Annotated in this window: 12 protein-coding genes; 7 read left to right on the top strand and 5 right to left on the bottom strand. The window is 58.7% G+C overall.

The genetic code is table 11. From position 1 onward, the window contains the following. Positions 1-33 precede the first annotated feature (33 nt). Complete coding sequence (locus AC0IXH_RS07375; RefSeq protein ID WP_428980702.1) at positions 34-975, bottom strand: LysR family transcriptional regulator; 942 nt, start codon at positions 973-975, stop codon at positions 34-36. Between the two features lie 161 nt (positions 976-1,136). On the opposite strand from AC0IXH_RS07375, the gene AC0IXH_RS07370 reads away from it, so the two are divergent. After that, the gene (locus tag AC0IXH_RS07370; RefSeq protein ID WP_471721135.1) at positions 1,137-2,903 is read left to right on the top strand and encodes an adenine deaminase; all 1,767 of its coding nucleotides are present in this window, start codon (positions 1,137-1,139) and stop codon (positions 2,901-2,903) included. Between the two features lie 33 nt (positions 2,904-2,936). Continuing rightward, complete coding sequence (locus AC0IXH_RS07365) at positions 2,937-4,286, top strand: NCS2 family permease (protein ID WP_471720270.1); 1,350 nt, start codon at positions 2,937-2,939, stop codon at positions 4,284-4,286. Positions 4,287-4,355: 69 nt separating this feature from the next. Here the strand turns inward: AC0IXH_RS07365 and araA are convergent, their stop codons facing one another. Continuing rightward, a complete protein-coding gene (gene araA, locus AC0IXH_RS07360; protein ID WP_105759115.1) occupies positions 4,356-5,864 on the bottom strand; it encodes an L-arabinose isomerase in 1,509 nt (502 codons plus the stop codon). A gap of 12 nt (positions 5,865-5,876) precedes the next feature. Continuing rightward, a complete protein-coding gene (locus tag AC0IXH_RS07355) occupies positions 5,877-7,559 on the bottom strand; it encodes a ribulokinase (RefSeq protein WP_471720269.1) in 1,683 nt (560 codons plus the stop codon). Positions 7,560-7,923: 364 nt separating this feature from the next. On the opposite strand from AC0IXH_RS07355, the gene AC0IXH_RS07350 reads away from it, so the two are divergent. The 5 genes from AC0IXH_RS07350 (at position 7,924) to AC0IXH_RS07330 (ending at position 13,565) form a co-directional block, all read left to right on the top strand. Next, positions 7,924-8,907 carry an arabinose ABC transporter substrate-binding protein gene (locus AC0IXH_RS07350; RefSeq protein ID WP_134824029.1) on the top strand — a complete coding sequence of 328 codons (984 nt, stop codon included), beginning with the start codon at positions 7,924-7,926 and terminating at the stop codon, positions 8,905-8,907. Positions 8,908-8,976: 69 nt separating this feature from the next. After that, positions 8,977-10,500, top strand: a complete 1,524-nt coding sequence (gene araG / locus AC0IXH_RS07345; protein ID WP_471720268.1) for an L-arabinose ABC transporter ATP-binding protein AraG — start codon at positions 8,977-8,979, stop codon at positions 10,498-10,500. A gap of 17 nt (positions 10,501-10,517) precedes the next feature. Further along, positions 10,518-11,507 carry an L-arabinose ABC transporter permease AraH gene (gene araH / locus AC0IXH_RS07340; RefSeq protein ID WP_013201986.1) on the top strand — a complete coding sequence of 330 codons (990 nt, stop codon included), beginning with the start codon at positions 10,518-10,520 and terminating at the stop codon, positions 11,505-11,507. A gap of 12 nt (positions 11,508-11,519) precedes the next feature. Then, positions 11,520-12,437, top strand: coding sequence for an arabinose operon transcriptional regulator AraC (gene araC, locus AC0IXH_RS07335; RefSeq protein ID WP_013201987.1), 918 nt, complete (start codon positions 11,520-11,522; stop codon positions 12,435-12,437). Positions 12,438-12,524: 87 nt separating this feature from the next. Further along, the gene (locus AC0IXH_RS07330; RefSeq protein ID WP_134824031.1) at positions 12,525-13,565 is read left to right on the top strand and encodes an oxidoreductase; all 1,041 of its coding nucleotides are present in this window, start codon (positions 12,525-12,527) and stop codon (positions 13,563-13,565) included. Positions 13,566-13,691: 126 nt separating this feature from the next. On the opposite strand, the gene add is transcribed toward AC0IXH_RS07330, so the two are convergent. Together add and AC0IXH_RS07320 are read right to left on the bottom strand one after the other, a co-directional pair. After that, positions 13,692-14,690 carry an adenosine deaminase gene (gene add, locus AC0IXH_RS07325; protein ID WP_013201989.1) on the bottom strand — a complete coding sequence of 333 codons (999 nt, stop codon included), beginning with the start codon at positions 14,688-14,690 and terminating at the stop codon, positions 13,692-13,694. Between the two features lie 147 nt (positions 14,691-14,837). Further along, on the bottom strand, positions 14,838-16,010 hold the full coding sequence (locus AC0IXH_RS07320) for a MalY/PatB family protein (RefSeq protein ID WP_471720267.1): 1,173 nt from the start codon (positions 16,008-16,010) through the stop codon (positions 14,838-14,840). Positions 16,011-16,085: the final 75 nt, after the last annotated feature.

Genomic DNA, 16,085 nt, shown 5'->3' with positions numbered 1-16,085 from the left:
GTGGCCTCAGCGGGTCACCCAGCGCCGGTGAATTCAGATTGCCGCTTGCCCGGCGATCTGCCGATGGAAGGAGTGCAGCAAAAACTGGAAACAGTGCTCAATTTTGGGCGATCGCAGTGGGGCAGGCTTGCGCATCATGGCAACGGTGCGGCTCAGCGTCGGCTGCTGTAAATGGATCACCCTCAGTTCGTTATCGTTTAAGGTCGCGGTGTACAGCTCGGGCAGGATGGCCAGCGCCAGACGTGACCGCACCAGTCCATACAGCGTTTCCTGAAAATCGACCCGATATCCCACCCGCAACTGCAACCGGTGACTCTCAATCATTGAGGTGACCAGTCTGCTGACGTTCCCTTTAGAAAACAGCGCGAGTTCCCGTTTGGCCAGCTGTCGCCACGGAATGTTATGGCCTTCAGCCAGCGGATCGTCACGGCGGATCACCGCGACAAAAGGATCCTCAAGCAGCGGATACACGGCGATGGTGTCAGGCACCGTGCTGTCCGTGGCGCCAATGCCAAAGTCGACCGAGCCGTTTTCTACCGCCAGCAGTAAAGCGTCGTTGGTCAGATCGTGGAACTCCACCCGCATCGCCGGAAAGTGCGCCGACAAGAGTTGCGGGACCACCGGAAAAAGCAGCGTGCTGACCGACGGCACCAGGCCAATGCGTAAGGTGCCATCGCCGCCCTGTTGCATAATTTGCTGCATATCATCAAACGCGCTGTGCGCGGTATTCAACAGCCGCTCGGCATAGGGCAGCACCGCTTCTCCCTGTTCGGTCAGGCTCACGCCCTGCGCGGTACGCTTCAATAATTTGCCGCCGAGCACCGACTCAATCTGCCGTAATGCGCTGCTTAACGCCGGCTGACTGATGGCCAGGCGGTTAGCGGTTTCGGTAAAGCTGCGCAGCTTCGCCAGCGCGACAAAGTACTGAATTTGCTTCAGGGATAACGCCGGAAGCCGACGCCAGGGTTCAGACATAATGGCCAGCCAATTCACGAAACAGGGAAAACGATTGCTAAGCATAACCGCATCTTATAAACGGATAAAATAATTCATCTGGGCAAAGCCTCGTCCGCTGCCTACATTAGCCTCAACCTTCCGCCACTGTGGACACCGACTTGAACGAGACAACCGCGCCCATGCCCCTGCGTCAACGGGCTATCCAGGCCGCGCTGGGCAAAATCCCCTTCGACCGCCTGCTGATTAACGCGGCGATCGTCGATATGGTCACCGGCGAGATCCGTGACGCCGATGTCGGCCTGATCGGCGGCATGATTGCCAGCGTGCATCCTCGCGGCAAATTTACCCAGGCTACCCACACCGATGACCTGTCCGGCCATTTTCTCTCTCCCGGCCTGATTGACACCCATGTGCATATCGAAAGCTCGCATCTTCCTGCGGAAAAATACGCGGAGATCGTGGTAGCGCAGGGCACCACCACGGTGTTCTGGGATCCGCATGAGCTGGCAAACGTGCTGGGCGTGGCCGGGGTGCAGTATGCCGTGCGGTCCAGCCGCAATCTGCCGCTGCGGGTGATTTGCGCCGCGCCGTCCAGCGTGCCGTCGACGCCGGGACTGGAAATGTCCGCCGCAGACGTTGGCGGCGAAGAGATGCAAACCATGCTCAGCTGGCCCGAGGTGGCGGGCGTGGCGGAAGTGATGGATATGGCCGGGGTGCTTAACGGCAGCGAAAAAATGATGGCGATCCTTGATGCGGGCCTGAAAAGCGGCAAGCTGATCGAGGGCCATGCGCGCGGTCTGAAGGATGAGCAGTTGCAGGCCTACCTTGCCGCTGGCGTCACCTCCGATCATGAACTGACCTCGGCAGAAGACGCGCTGGAAAAACTGCGCGCCGGATTAACCCTGCAAATTCGCGGCTCCCATCCTTATCTGCTGCCCGATATCGCCCAGGCGCTGCTGGCCTTACCGCATCTCTCTTCACAAATTACCCTTTGCACCGACGACGTGCCGCCGGACCATCTGCTGGAGAAAGGCGGGATGATAGCACTGGTGAAACTGCTGGTGGCCGCGGGCATGCGTACGGAAGACGTGCTGAGAATGGCGACGCTGAACGCGGCAAACCGGCTGCAACGGGCGGATTTGGGGCTGATCGCTGCCGGTCGCACCGCCGATATTATTGCCTTTGATTCACTGGAAAACCTTAATCCGGCCTGCGTCTACGTCGGTGGTGACTGCGTTGCCCGCGAGGGAAAACTGCTGTTTACGCCGGCTGCGGCAAGCGATGTCAGCCCGCCGCGCGATACGCTGCGCATCGATGCGCTGACAGAAGCGGACTTCCAGTTGCGGGTGCCAGGTCTGCAACAGGGCACGGCCCGCCTGCGGAACATCAAGGGCGCGCGGTTCACCCAGTGGAGTGAAGTGACGGTGGCGGTGCGTGATGGCGCGGTGAAACTGCCGGATGGCTTCAGCCTGATTTGGGTCAAGCACCGTCACGGACGCCATGCGGCCACGCCACAGATGGCCCTGCTGGAAGGTTGGGGCGAATTGCGCGGGGCGATTGCCACCTCGTATTCACATGACTCGCACAATCTGGTGGTGATAGGCCGGGATCCGCGGGATATGGCGCTGGCCGCCAATCAGCTGATCGCCTGCGGTGGCGGGATGGCGCTCAGCCAGCACGGCAAGCTGCTGGCAAAGGTGGCGATGCCGATTGCCGGCATGCTGTCTGAGCTGCCGGCAGAAACGCTGGCGGAGCAGTTTAAAAATCTGCGTGAGCTGAGCGGTCAGGTTGCCGACTGGGAGCCGCCGTATCGGGTGTTTAAGGCGATAGAAGGCACCTGTCTGGCCTGTAACGCCGGGCCGCACTTAACGGATCTCGGCCTGACCGACGGCGCAACGCGCGAAATTGTCGATCCGGTGCTGGCCATCTGGCCGGACGCGCTTTAACACAACAATAACAACATTCAGGGGAAGTGAAGCATGGCCGAAAGTGAGGTAAAAAATAGCGTCGCCGTCGCCGGAGACAACTGGCTACAGCGCCGTTTCCAGCTGCGTCAGCGCCAGACCAAAAGCAAAACCGAGTGCCTGGCGGGTATCACCGGTTTTCTTGCCGCAGCCTATCTGCTGGTGGTGATCCCCAGCCTGCTGGCGGCGGGCGGCATGGATAAGGGCGCGGCCACCACCGGGGTGATCCTGGTGTTTGTGCTGGGCTCGCTGCTGATGGCGTTTTACGCCAATCTGCCGTTTATGGTCGGGCCGGGCATCGGCGGATCGGTGCTGGTTGGCATTACCCTGGCAGGCGATGGCATCAGCTGGCCCATCGCGCTGGGGATTGCCTGCTGGTCAGGGATTGTGTTCTTTGTGATGACGGTGTTCGGGCTGCGCGAGGTGGTGACGCGCTCGGTGCCGCAGTCGATCAAGCTGGGACTGACCGCCTCAATCGGGATTTTTGTGGCGCTGCTGGGCTTTCGTAACGCCGGACTGGTGCTGGCCAATGCCAAAACGCATGCGCTGGCGCTGGGCGATTTTACCGCGCCCGGCGCGCTGATTGCGCTGCTGGGGCTGCTGGTGGCGGTCGGATTGCAGGCGCGCAAAGTGCCGGGCGCGATACTGTGGGCGATTTTACTGGCTACTGCCGCCGGTATCCCGCTGGGCGTTACCCATCTGCCGGAACACGGCATGTCGCTGCCGCATTCGCTTGCGCCGCTGTTTGGCCAGGTCGATCTGTGGGGGGCGCTGAATATCGCCTTCCTGCCTTTCCTGTTTATCTTTTTCGCCTCGGAGTTCTTCTCCACCATGGGCACCACGCTGGCGGTCGGCGGCGAAGCGGGGCTGCTGGATGAGCACGGCAATATGCCGCAGATAAACCGGCCGTTTATCGTCGACTCGATTGCGGCGGCACTGGGGCCGATTGTGGGTATTCCTGCGGCCACCGCGCTGATTGAGTCCTCGGCCGCGGCTGACGCGGGCGGCAAAACCGGGCTGACCGCGCTGGCTGCCGCGGTGATGTTTTTGCTGATGCTGTTCTTTACGCCCGTGGCGCTGATGATCCCGAAAGAGGCGACCGCGCCTGCACTGATGCTGATTGGCCTTAACATGTTCAGCAACCTGCGCAAGGTGGATTTAGCGGATTTCACCGAAGCCTTGCCGGTGTTGATGATGGTGATGATTACGCTGATTTCCAACAGTTTCGGTACCGGGATCGCCGGTGGGCTGCTGTTCTATATCCTGATCAAACTGGTGGCCGGTAAGATCCGCGAGGTGCCGCTGGGGCTGTTGATCCTCGCCATCCCGCTGGTTTATTACTTCGCCACCCTGGTTCACCATTAGTAAAAAAAGCCCTTCTGCAACCAGAAGGGCTTTTCGTTTAAGGCCTTATGAACTCAGGCCATTACTGAGTTAGTAGCGCTGATTCAGACGGTAATAGGCCTCGTTCCAGCGCAGCGCATCCTTAAAGCCGTGCAGGGTGGTTTCATCATCAATCACCAGCACTTCAATGCCATGCATCTCGCCATACTGTCGCATATCGTCAACCGTCAGCGCCTGGCTGAACACCGTATGGTGCGCGCCGCCGCCAAGGATCCAGGCTTCGGACGCGGTGGCCAGTGACGGCTGCGCATGCCACAACGCCCGCGCGACCGGCAGCTTAGGCAGCGGCTTAGGCTGTTCAATGGCATCCACCACGTTGACCAGCAGGCGGAAACGATCGCCCATATCGATCACGCTGGCGTTCACCGCGCGGCCCGCAGGGGTGGAGAAGATCATCCGCGCCGGATCGGCCTTACCGCCGATGCCCAGATACTGCACGTCAATTAACGGGCGGCTCTCTTTGGCGATCGACGGACAGACCTCGAGCATATGGGAACCCAACACCAGCTCATTGCCCGGTGAGAAGTGATAGGTGTAATCCTCCATAAACGAGGTGCCGCCCGGCAAGCCGGTGGCCATCACCTTAAACACGTGCAGCAGCGCGGCGGTTTTCCAGTCGCCTTCGCCGGCGAAACCATAACCTTGCTGCATCAGACGTTGCACCGCCAGGCCCGGCAACTGGGTCATGCCATGCAGCGTCTGGAAGTTGGTGGTGAACGCCATGCAGCCTTCATGTTGCAGGAAGCCCTTAATGCCCAGCTCGATTTTCGCCGCGTCCAGCACGTTCTGGCGCTTCTCACCGTTGACGGCGGCCGCAGCGGTGAAGTCGTACAGGCTTTCGTACTCATCTACCAGCGCGTTGACGTCGCCGTCACTGACGCCGTTGATCACTTCAACCAGATCGCCGACGCCCCAGCCGTTGACCGAATAGCCGAACTGGATCTGTGCCGCCACTTTGTCGCCTTCGGTCACCGCCACTTCACGCATGTTGTCGCCGAAACGCGCCACTTTCAGATTCTGGCTGGCCTGTTTCGCCGCCGCCGCGCGCATCCACTGGCCCAGACGCTCCTGCGCGACCCTATCCTGCCAGTGGCCGGTGATCACGCTGTGTTGCAGACGCATACGTGCACCGATAAAGCCGAACTCGCGGCCGCCGTGCGCGGTCTGATTCAGGTTCATAAAGTCCATATCCATGCTGTCCCACGGGATCTCAGCATTGAACTGGGTATGGAATTGCAGCAGCGGCTTGTTGAGAAGGGTTAAGCCACCAATCCACATTTTGGCCGGCGAGAAGGTATGCAGCCAGGTGACGATGCCCAGGCAGTCTTCCGCATGATTGGCCTGACGGCACAGCGCCAGCGCTTCGTCCGGGCTTTTCACCAGTGGCTTCAGCACAAGGTTAAACGGCAGACGACCGTCACGATTAAGCCCGTCCACGACCTGCTGGCCATGCTGTTCCACCTGACGCAAGGTTTCCGCGCCGTAAAGATGCTGAGTACCAATCACAAACCAGACGTTAAGCGCATTAGGCTGAGTCATTTTTCATTCTCCTTAAATTTTGGACGGTTGAGCGGCAAACTGCGGTTCGGCCACTTCACACCACTGAAGGTAACGTTGATAAAGCTGTTGATAGCGATCGACGCGGCTGGCGTCGGGCTGCAAGGTGGTGGCAATCGGGCTGGCCATCTTTTGTTGCGCGGACGGGACGTCCGGGTAGACACCGGCGGCGACGGCGGCAAAAATCGCCGCACCCAGCGCGCAGCACTCGTCAGAGGCGACGATATCCAGCGGGCGGTTCATCACATCGCAACACACCTGCATAATTGCCGGCGATTTACGGGCAATGCCGCCGAGGGTCAGAATGCTTTCGACCGGGATATCCTGCTGCTCGAAACACTCCATAATGGCGCGCGCGCCAAAAGCGGTGGCGGCAATAAATCCACCAAACAGCGCAGGGGCGTCGGTGCCCAGATTCAGGTCGGTGATCACCCCCTGCAGACGCTGATTCGCAAACGGCGTACGGCGACCGTTAAACCAGTCCAGCACCACCGGCAGATGCTCCAGCTGCGGATCGTCAGCCCAGGCTTTGGTCAAATCGTTGAGCAGGTTCTTACGGATGGCGGCCAGGCTCGGAGCCAGCTCAGGGTTGTTTTGTGCCGCCTGATCCAGCGGCCAGCTCAGCAGACGGCTGAACCAGGCATACATATCGCCAAAGGCAGACTGGCCGGCTTCCAGACCGATCATCTCCGGCACCACGCTGCCGTCCACCTGACCACAAATGCCTTTAATGGCGCGATCGCCCACGCGCTGCGGGTCGGCAATCAGAATGTCGCAGGTCGAGGTGCCAATCACTTTCACCAGCGTATACGGACGTGCGCCCGCGCCGACGGCGCCCATATGGCAGTCAAAAGCGCCGCCGGACAGGGTCACGGTGTCGGGCAGGCCCAGGCGTTCGGCCCATTCAGCGGTGATCTGGCCAACCGGTAAATCGGCGGTCCAGGTCTGGTTAAACAGCGGAGTATCCAGCTGTGCAGTGAGCATCGGGTCCAGCGCGTCAAGGAACTCGCGGGTCGGCAGGCCTTGCCATTCCGGGTGCCACAAGGATTTATGCCCCGCCGCACAGCGCCCGCGACGGATATCCTGCGGTGCCGTGGTGCCGCTCAGTAAGGCCGGCACCCAGTCACACAGCTCGATCCAGGAGACCGCCGCTTCGCGCACCGCGCGATCTTCACGGCTGACGTGCAGGATCTTCGCCCAGAACCATTCGGAAGAGTAAATACCGCCGATAAAGCGTGAATAGTCTTCGAACTTTCCGCCATGACACAGGGCATTAATCTCTTCGGCTTCTTTTATCGCGGTGTGATCTTTCCACAACACGAACATCGCGTTGGGGTTCTCGGCAAACTCAGGCAGCAATGCCAGCACGTTACCGTGGCGATCGATGGGGGCAGGGGTTGAACCGGTGGAATCCACGCCGATGCCCACCACATTCTGTCGCTGCCCGGGGGTTAGTTTAGTGACAACGTCACGAATGGCCTGTTCAAAGGCGTCGATATAGTCCTGAGGATGATGGCGGAACTGGTTGATGCGGCTTTGACAATAAAGCCCGGCTTGCCAGCGAGAGTAAGCCACTACCTGTGAATGCAATTCCTGTCCGCTGGCACAATCCACCGCCAGAGCACGAACCGAATCACTGCCAAAATCCAGACCTATTGTTATGGCTCCCAACTGCATGTTCTTCTCTCCAGACGGTATGTATAAACCTGTCTGACTACCCTAAGAAGTGGCGCGCTTTGCCGTTAGGTTAAGGACGCTGCAAATATGCACTTTTCTGTCATGGTGCGGGATTCTGTGATGTAGCTCAAAGGTTACATGAAGGTTAATTTAGCTAAATGTATGGACAGAATAACTGTAATCTCAGGGTGTGATACCGCTCTCCCTTTCTCACGTAAGTTCCCGTTAAAACTAGCGCTCATCGGCACAGGTCCTTCTGTCCTGACCGAAAAACTTGCTGTTTTAAGCCCTTAAGTGGGCAGCATTCCGAATGATACCGTTTACATCACACCGCCGAAAAGCGGGAACTGAGCCGGAGAGCCTCATGCACAAAATACCCTACGCGCTTGCTGCCATTGGCCTTGCAGCCGTTATGTCACAATCAGCTATGGCCGAGACCATGAAACTTGGTTTCCTGGTCAAACAGCCCGAAGAACCCTGGTTCCAGACCGAGTGGAAATTTGCTGACAAAGCCGGGAAAGAGATGGGCTTTGAAGTGATTAAAATTGCCGTGCCGGATGGTGAAAAAACCCTGAATGCCATCGACAGCCTGGCGGCGAGCGGCGCCAAAGGCTTCGTTATCTGTACGCCCGATCCGAAACTCGGTTCTGCCATTGTTGCCAAGGCCCGCAGTTACGATCTGAAAGTCATTGCCGTGGATGACCAGTTTGTGACCGCTAAAGGCAAACCGATGGACACCGTGCCGTTGGTGATGATGGCCGCCACCAAAATTGGCGAGCGTCAGGGGCAGGAACTGTATAAAGAGATGAAAAAACGCGGCTGGGATGCGAAGGATACTGGCGTGATGGCGATCACCGCGGATGAGCTGGATACCGCGCGTCGTCGTACCGGCGGCTCAATGGATGCCCTGAAGGCCGCAGGCTTCCCGGCTAACCAGATCTACAAAGTGCCCACCAAATCTAACGATATCCCTGGCGCGTTCGATGCCGGTAACTCCCTGCTGGTACAGCATCCCGGCGTGAAACACTGGCTGGTGCTGGGCATGAACGACAACACCGTATTGGGTGGCGTGCGTGCGACGGAAGGTCAGGGCTTTAAGGCACCGGACGTGATTGGTATCGGCATCAACGGTGTCGATGCGGTGAACGAACTGTCGAAAGGCCAGGCGACCGGCTTCTACGGCTCGCTGCTGCCAAGCCCGGACGTGCATGGCTATAAGAGCATCGAGATGCTGTACAACTGGGTGAACAAAGGCGCTGAACCACCGAAGTTCACCGAAGTGACCGACGTGGTGCTGATCACCCGTGACAACTTCAAAACAGAACTGGCGAAAAAAGGCCTGATGTAACAACACCGTGGGCAACGGCGCGCATGGCGCCGTTGCCCTGCGAAGGTCGGTAACCGGTCAGGAGATAACATGAGTACGCAACCCGCATATCTGAGCTTTCACGGCATCGGAAAAACCTTTCCAGGCGTGAAGGCGTTGCAGGACATCAGTTTTGAATGTGGCGCGGGCCAGATCCACGCCCTGATGGGCGAAAACGGCGCGGGCAAGTCCACGCTGTTGAAAATTCTTAGCGGCAGCTACCAGCCAACCAGCGGCGAAATCCGTCTGAAGGGGCAGCCCGTCAATTTTACCCACACCACCGACGCGCTGGATGCGGGGGTAGCCATTATTTATCAGGAGCTGCATCTGGTGCCGGAAATGTCGGTAGCGGAGAACATCTACCTTGGTCAGTTGCCGCAGCGGGCGGGCTTTGTAAACCGCAAACTGCTGCGCTATGAGGCCGGAGAGCAGCTGAAAAACCTGGGGATGGATATCGACCCGGATACCCCGTTGAAATCTCTGTCGCTCGGCCAGTGGCAGATGGTGGAAATCGCCAAGGCACTGGCGCGTAACGCCAAGGTGATCGCCTTTGATGAGCCAACCAGTTCGCTTTCCGCCCGCGAAATTGAACACCTGTTCCGGGTGATCCGCCAGCTGCGCCAGCAGGGCCGCGTGGTGCTTTACGTCTCGCACCGTATGGAAGAGATCTTTGCCCTCAGCGATGCCATCACCGTATTTAAGGACGGGCGCTACGTGCGCACCTTTGAAGACGTGCCCAACACCTCCCACGACGAGCTGGTGCAGGCGATGGTCGGCCGCGAAATCGGCGACATTTATGGCTATTCGCCACGCGAAACCGGCGCGGTGCGCTTGCAGCTGGATAACGTGCAGGCCAAAGGCGTACGTCAGCCGATCTCATTAAAAGTGCATGCCGGTGAAATCGTCGGTCTGTTCGGCCTGGTCGGTGCCGGTCGCAGTGAGCTGATGAAAGGGCTGTTTGGAGCCACCAAACTGACCGGCGGCGAACTGCGTCTGGATGGCGAAGTGATTGTGATCAAGGAGCCGGCCCACGCCATTCGCGCCGGGATCCTGCTTTGTCCGGAAGATCGTAAGGCGGACGGCATCATTCCCGTTCACTCGGTGCGCGACAACATCAATATCAGCGCAAGGCGCAATAACCTGACCGCCGGCTGTCTGATCGACAACCAGTGGGAAAGCAAAAATGCCGCCTCGCACATTAAATCGCTCAACATCAAAACGCCGTCAGCCGACCAGCTGATCATGAACCTCTCCGGCGGTAACCAGCAGAAAGCCATTCTTGGCCGCTGGCTCTCTGAAGAGATGAAAGTAATCCTGCTGGATGAGCCGACGCGCGGCATCGACGTTGGGGCGAAAAATGAAATTTATAACCTGATCTATGCGCTGGCAGAAAAGGGCATTGCGGTGCTGTTTGCCTCCAGCGACCTGCCTGAAGTGATGGGGCTGGCCGATCGCATCCTGGTGATGAGAGAGGGCGAAATCGCCGGTGAACTGAGCCATACCGAGGCCACCGAAGCGCTGACCCTTGGTCTTGCCATGCCGAAAACGACTCAACGCGCCGCAGCTGTGGCCTGATAAGAAGGAGTATTTAAATGTCATCTCACACCACGTCACCCGCGACGCCACCGAAACAAACCCAGCGTATTAATCTGGGCCGCATCTGGGATCACTTCGGTATGCTGGTGGTGTTTGCCGTGCTGTTTATCGGCTGCACTATTTTCGTGCCGAACTTCGGTTCACTGATCAATATGAAAGGCCTGGGGCTGGCGATGTCGATGTCCGGCATGGTGGCCTGCGGCATGCTGTTCTGCCTCGCCTCCGGCGATTTTGACCTGTCGGTGGCGTCGGTTATCGCCTGTGCCGGCGTCACCACCGCGGTGGTGATCAATATGACCGAAAGCCTGTGGATTGGCATCTTCGCCGGTCTGCTGTTGGGCGTGGTTTGCGGCTTTGTGAACGGTTTCGTTATCGCTAAGCTGAAAATCAATGCGCTGATCACCACCCTGGCGACGATGCAGATTGTGCGCGGGCTGGCCTATATCTTCTCAAATGGTCAGGCGGTAGGTATCGAAGACGAGCGCTTCTTTGCGCTGGGTTACACCAACTGGTTCGGCGTGCCTGCACCGGTCTGGCTGACCATCGGCACCATGATTATCTTTGGTTTCCTGCTGAATAAAACCACCTTTGGCCGCAACACGCTGGCGATTGGCGGTAATGAAGAAGCGGCGCGTCTGGCCGGGGTTCCGGTGGTGCGCACCCGCATTATCATCTTTATTCTGTCCGGCCTGGTCTCCGCTGCGGCGGGCATTATTCTGGCCTCGCGTATGACCAGCGGCCAGCCGATGACCTCACTGGGCTATGAGCTGATTGTGATCTCCGCCTGCGTATTGGGTGGCGTGTCATTGAAAGGCGGAATTGGCAAAATCTCCTATGTGGTTGCCGGGGTATTGATCCTCGGAACGGTGGAGAATGCGATGAATTTATTGAATATCTCGCCTTTCTCACAGTATGTGGTGCGCGGTTTGATACTGTTAGCGGCGGTGATTTTCGACCGTTACAAACAGAAAGCTAAAGCAGCCTGATCAGGAGGCGTTATGTACCATCGCTTAGCGCCCGTGGCGCAATCTAACCCGCTGTTACCTGGCTATCAGTTCAATGCCTGGCTGGTGGCGGGACTGACGCCGATTAACGCCGGGGATGGTCTGGACTTCTTTATCGACCGTCCGCTGGGCATGAAAGGCTTTATCATTAACCTGACCACCAAAGGGCGGGGCCAGGTGTTTAACGGTGAGGATGCCTTTGACTGTGAACCTGGCGATCTGCTGCTGTTCCAGCCAAAAACCCAGCATTACTATGGCCGATCGCCAGAAAGCGACTGCTGGCACCACCGCTGGATTTACTTCCGTCCCCGCGCCTACTGGAGCGACTGGCTGGTGTGGCAGGACGAGAAGAAGGGCGTTGGCCGGTTGCGGCTGCCGGAACGTCTGCGCGGCGAGTTTGAACGCCTGTTTGCCAACATCGAACAAACGCACACCTCCGGGCGACGCTTTGCCGAAGAGCTGGCGATGAACCTGCTGGAGCGTCTGCTGCTGCGGGCGGTGGAAGAGGATCCGCGCAGCCATCAGCAAATTCGCGATCCGCGGGTGATTGAGGCCTGCCAGTTCGTCACCAGCAACCTGGCCGGCGAGCTAAAAATTGACGAAGTGGCCAACCATGTCTGCCTGTCGCCTTCGCGGCTGGCGCACCTGTTCCGCGAGCAAATGGGGGTCAACCTGCTGCGCTGGCGCGAGGATCAGCGGGTGATCCGCGCCAAGCTGCTGCTGCAAACCACCCAGGAGCCGATCGCCACTATCGGCAGGATTGTCGGCTACGACGATCAGCTCTATTTCTCCCGCGTGTTCCGCAAACGCGTTGGCGTCAGTCCGAGCGATTTCCGCCGCCGTTCGCTGGACGCACACGATGCGCTGGTGGCGCAGGAAAGCTGGGATTTGCCCAGAAGTGCCAATAGTTAAGCGAAACGGATAATTCAGGTAATTCCCGCTTGTCCTTACCCTGCTGATAGTCTTAAATCATCAGGGTAAGTGACAAGAGGAATGCAAATGAGCGACAAAATTCGTGTAGGGCTGGTCGGTTACGGCTTTGCCAGCAAGACCTTCCATGCGCCACTGATCGCCGGTACGTCGGGCATGGAACTGTCCGCCGTCTCCAGCAGTGATGCCAGCAAAGTGCACGCTGACTGGCCATCCACTCAGGTAGTCTCCGATCCACAAACGTTATTTGACGATCCTGGGCTGCAACTGATCGTCATCCCAACCCCCAATGATACCCACTTCCCGTTGGCCAAAGCCGCGCTGAACGCCGGTAAACATGTGGTGGTGGACAAACCTTTCACCGTGACGCTGTCGCAGGCGCGCGAGCTGGACGCGCTGGCGAAAGCTAAAGGGCTGATGCTGTCGGTGTTCCACAACCGCCGCTGGGACAGTGATTTCCTGACGCTGAAAACGCTGCTGGCCGAAGGCACGCTGGGTGAAGTGCGTTACTTTGAATCGCATTTCGACCGCTTCCGTCTGGAAGTGCGTAACCGCTGGCGCGAGCAGAAGGGCGCAGGCAGCGGCATCTGGTACGATCTGGGGCCGCATCTGCTGGACCAGGCGTTGCAGCTGTTCGGTTCTCCGGTCGCCATCAATGTCGATACCGCCGAGCTGCGTCCGGGCGCGCAAACCACCGACTATTTCCACGCCGTGCTGACCTATCCTCAGCGTCGTGTGGTGTTGCATGGCAGCATGCTGGTGGCGGCGGAATCTCCGCGTTACCAGGTTCACGGCACCAAAGGCAGCTATGTGAAATACGGCCTGGATCCGCAGGAAGACCGTCTGAAAGCGGGCGCACGTCCACCGCAGGAAGACTGGGGTTACGATATGCGTGATGGCGTATTGACGCTGGTGAATGGTGAGATGATGGCGGAAGAGACGCTGCTGACCATTCCAGGCAACTACCCGGCGTACTATGCGGGCATCCGCGATGCAATCACCGGTGACGGCAGCAACCCGGTAACCGCTGAAGAAGCGATTCAGGTGATGGAACTGATTGAACTGGGCCTGCAGTCGGCCGAAAAGCGTCAGACCCTATCTTTGAAGTAAACGCTTTACGCTAAAAAGTCGCTGCAGTAACGGCCTGAATAGTCCAGGCCATAAAAAAGCCCCGCGGGATATCCGTGGGGCTTTTTGTTGCGGTCGCCGTCAGGTCGACCTGATATTACTTCGTCTCTATGCCGCCACGCGGGCGCGCACCGCGTCTTTCTCCGCGTCGGTCAGGAACGCAATCTTCAGACCGTTTTCCTGCGCCGTGCGGATTTGCGCCAGGCTCAGACCCGCCTGTGGTGCCGCGACTTCATACTCATACGGCAACTCGATGCCCTGAACCGCCGGATCGTCGGTGTTAATGGTCGCCAGAATGCCGTGATCGAGGAATTTCGCCAGCGGATGCTGTGCCAGCGAGGCCACGGTGCTGGTCTGAATATTCGAGGTCAGGCAGGATTCCACGCCAATCTTATGCGCCGCAAGGAAATCCATCAGCGCCGGATCGTCAACGGCCTTCACGCCGTGACCAATACGCTCGGCGCCCAGCTCACGAATGGCCTGCCAGATACTTTCCGGGCCAGCGGCTTCACCGGCGTGGACGGTAATGCGGAAACCGGCATCGCGCGCGCGGTTAAAGTGGCTGAGGAACTGGCTGCCCGGGAAGCCCAACTCATCACCGGCCAGATCCAGCGCGGTAATGCCATCACGGTGGGCCAGCAGGCCTTCCAGCTCGCGCAGGCAGGCTTCTTCACCGAAGGTACGGCTCATAATGCCAATCAGGCGCACGTCAATATTGTGCTGCTGACAACCGGCGCGCACGCCGTCTATCACCGCTTCCACCACGCCCGCCACCGGCAGGTTGTGGGTCATTGCCATATAGCCCGGCGAGAAACGCAGCTCGGCATAATGGATCCCGGCACGGGCGGCATCTTCCACGTTTTCCTGCGCAATACGGCGGCAGGCCTCCAGTGAACCCAGTACCTTGACGCCCCAGTCCAGCTTGTTTAAAAAGCTGACCAGATCCGGCTCGGTTTGGGTGACCTGAACGTGCGGACGCAGCAGTTCCAGGGTAGTGGCGGGCAGGGTAAGGTTAAACTCGCGGCCTAAATCCAGAATGGTTTGTGCACGAATATTGCCGTCAAGGTGGCGATGAATATCGGTGAGGGGAAGCTGGGTATCAATCATGTCGGCGCACTCATGTAGTTTTAATAAGTGCATAGCAGTATAAAAACATTTTGCGCAACACCGCCAGTGAATTGCGCAAACGACGCGTCAAGTGCCGATAATTTGTGCTCAGACGGGCCTGTCGCCCGCAGATTCAGGGAAGGCAGGCTAAAGCAGGCTCTCAATGGCTGCTATCAGCCGATCGAGGCCATCATCCAGTTTGCTGCGTGGGCAGCCGACGTTCAGCCGCAGATAACCGTTGCCCTGCGGACCGTAGGTGTAGCCCGGCATGATCGCCACTTTTTGCTGTTCGATCAGCGCCTTTTGCAGCGCCTTATCGTCCAGCCCCAGCGGATTAAGGTCAATCCACGCCAGATAGGTGGCCTGCGGCGGCTGCCAGTTCAGCTGTGGAAACGCCTGATTCAGCCGGCGGGCGACCTGCTGCAGATTAGCCCGCAGATAGTCCCGTAAGGCATCCAGCCATTCCGCCCCTTCGCGGTAGGCGGCGATATGTGCGGCAACGGCCATCACCGCCGGGGAAGAGAGGCCATCGGCATTTTTTAACGCGTGGAACCAGGCCTCGCGATCGGCCTCGTCGCTGATAAAGCCATAGGCACCGGTCAGCGCCGGTACGTTAAAGCTTTTGGAGGCGGAGGTGAACAGCGCCCAGCGTCCGCGCGCAACGGCGATCCACGGCACATGCGGCTGGTCGCCCATCACCATATCCATATGGATTTCGTCGCTGATCACCTGCACACCATGGCGCTGGCACAGATCGGCCATCTGCTGGAGCTCATCGCGACGCCACACTTTGCCGGTCGGATTGTGCGGGCTGCACAGCAGCATGATTTTGCACTCGTCGCGGCTCAGCAGGCTCTCAAGCGCCGCCATATCGCACTGCCACTCTGCACCGTTGCGAACCAGCGGCAACGACAGTATTTGACGATCGTTGCCTTCAATCGCTTTATAAAAGGCATCGTAGGCCGGCGTGTGGATCAGCACCGCATCGCCCGCGGATGACCAGTGGCGGATCAGCTGCGCCACCATATAGATCACCGACGGTCCGTAGACAATCTGCTGCCGATCGACGTGCAGCGCAAACCGCTGCTGGTACCAGTGGTCGATGGCGGTGAGGAAATCCTCATGCTGCCAGCGGCTGTAACCCAGCACGCCATGCTGCACACGGTGCTGCAGCGCCGACAGAATGCAGGGCGCGGTGGCGAAATCCATATCCGAAATGGTGAAGGGCAGTAAATCATCGCGGCCAAAGCGGTCGGCCACAAAATCCCACTGGGTACACCAGCTGCCGTGGCGATCGATTACCCGGTCAAAATCAAACATAAAAGCCTCAACTCTGTTAATGACGGCAAAATAAAGCGGGGCTGAAATCGGCTTCAGCCCCGCGTTGCTCAGGTT

It is taken from the genome of Erwinia sp. AC075, from assembly GCF_979253995.1.
Note: the sequence above shows the minus strand (reverse complement) of the source record. Positions and strands in the feature narration are given on the sequence as shown.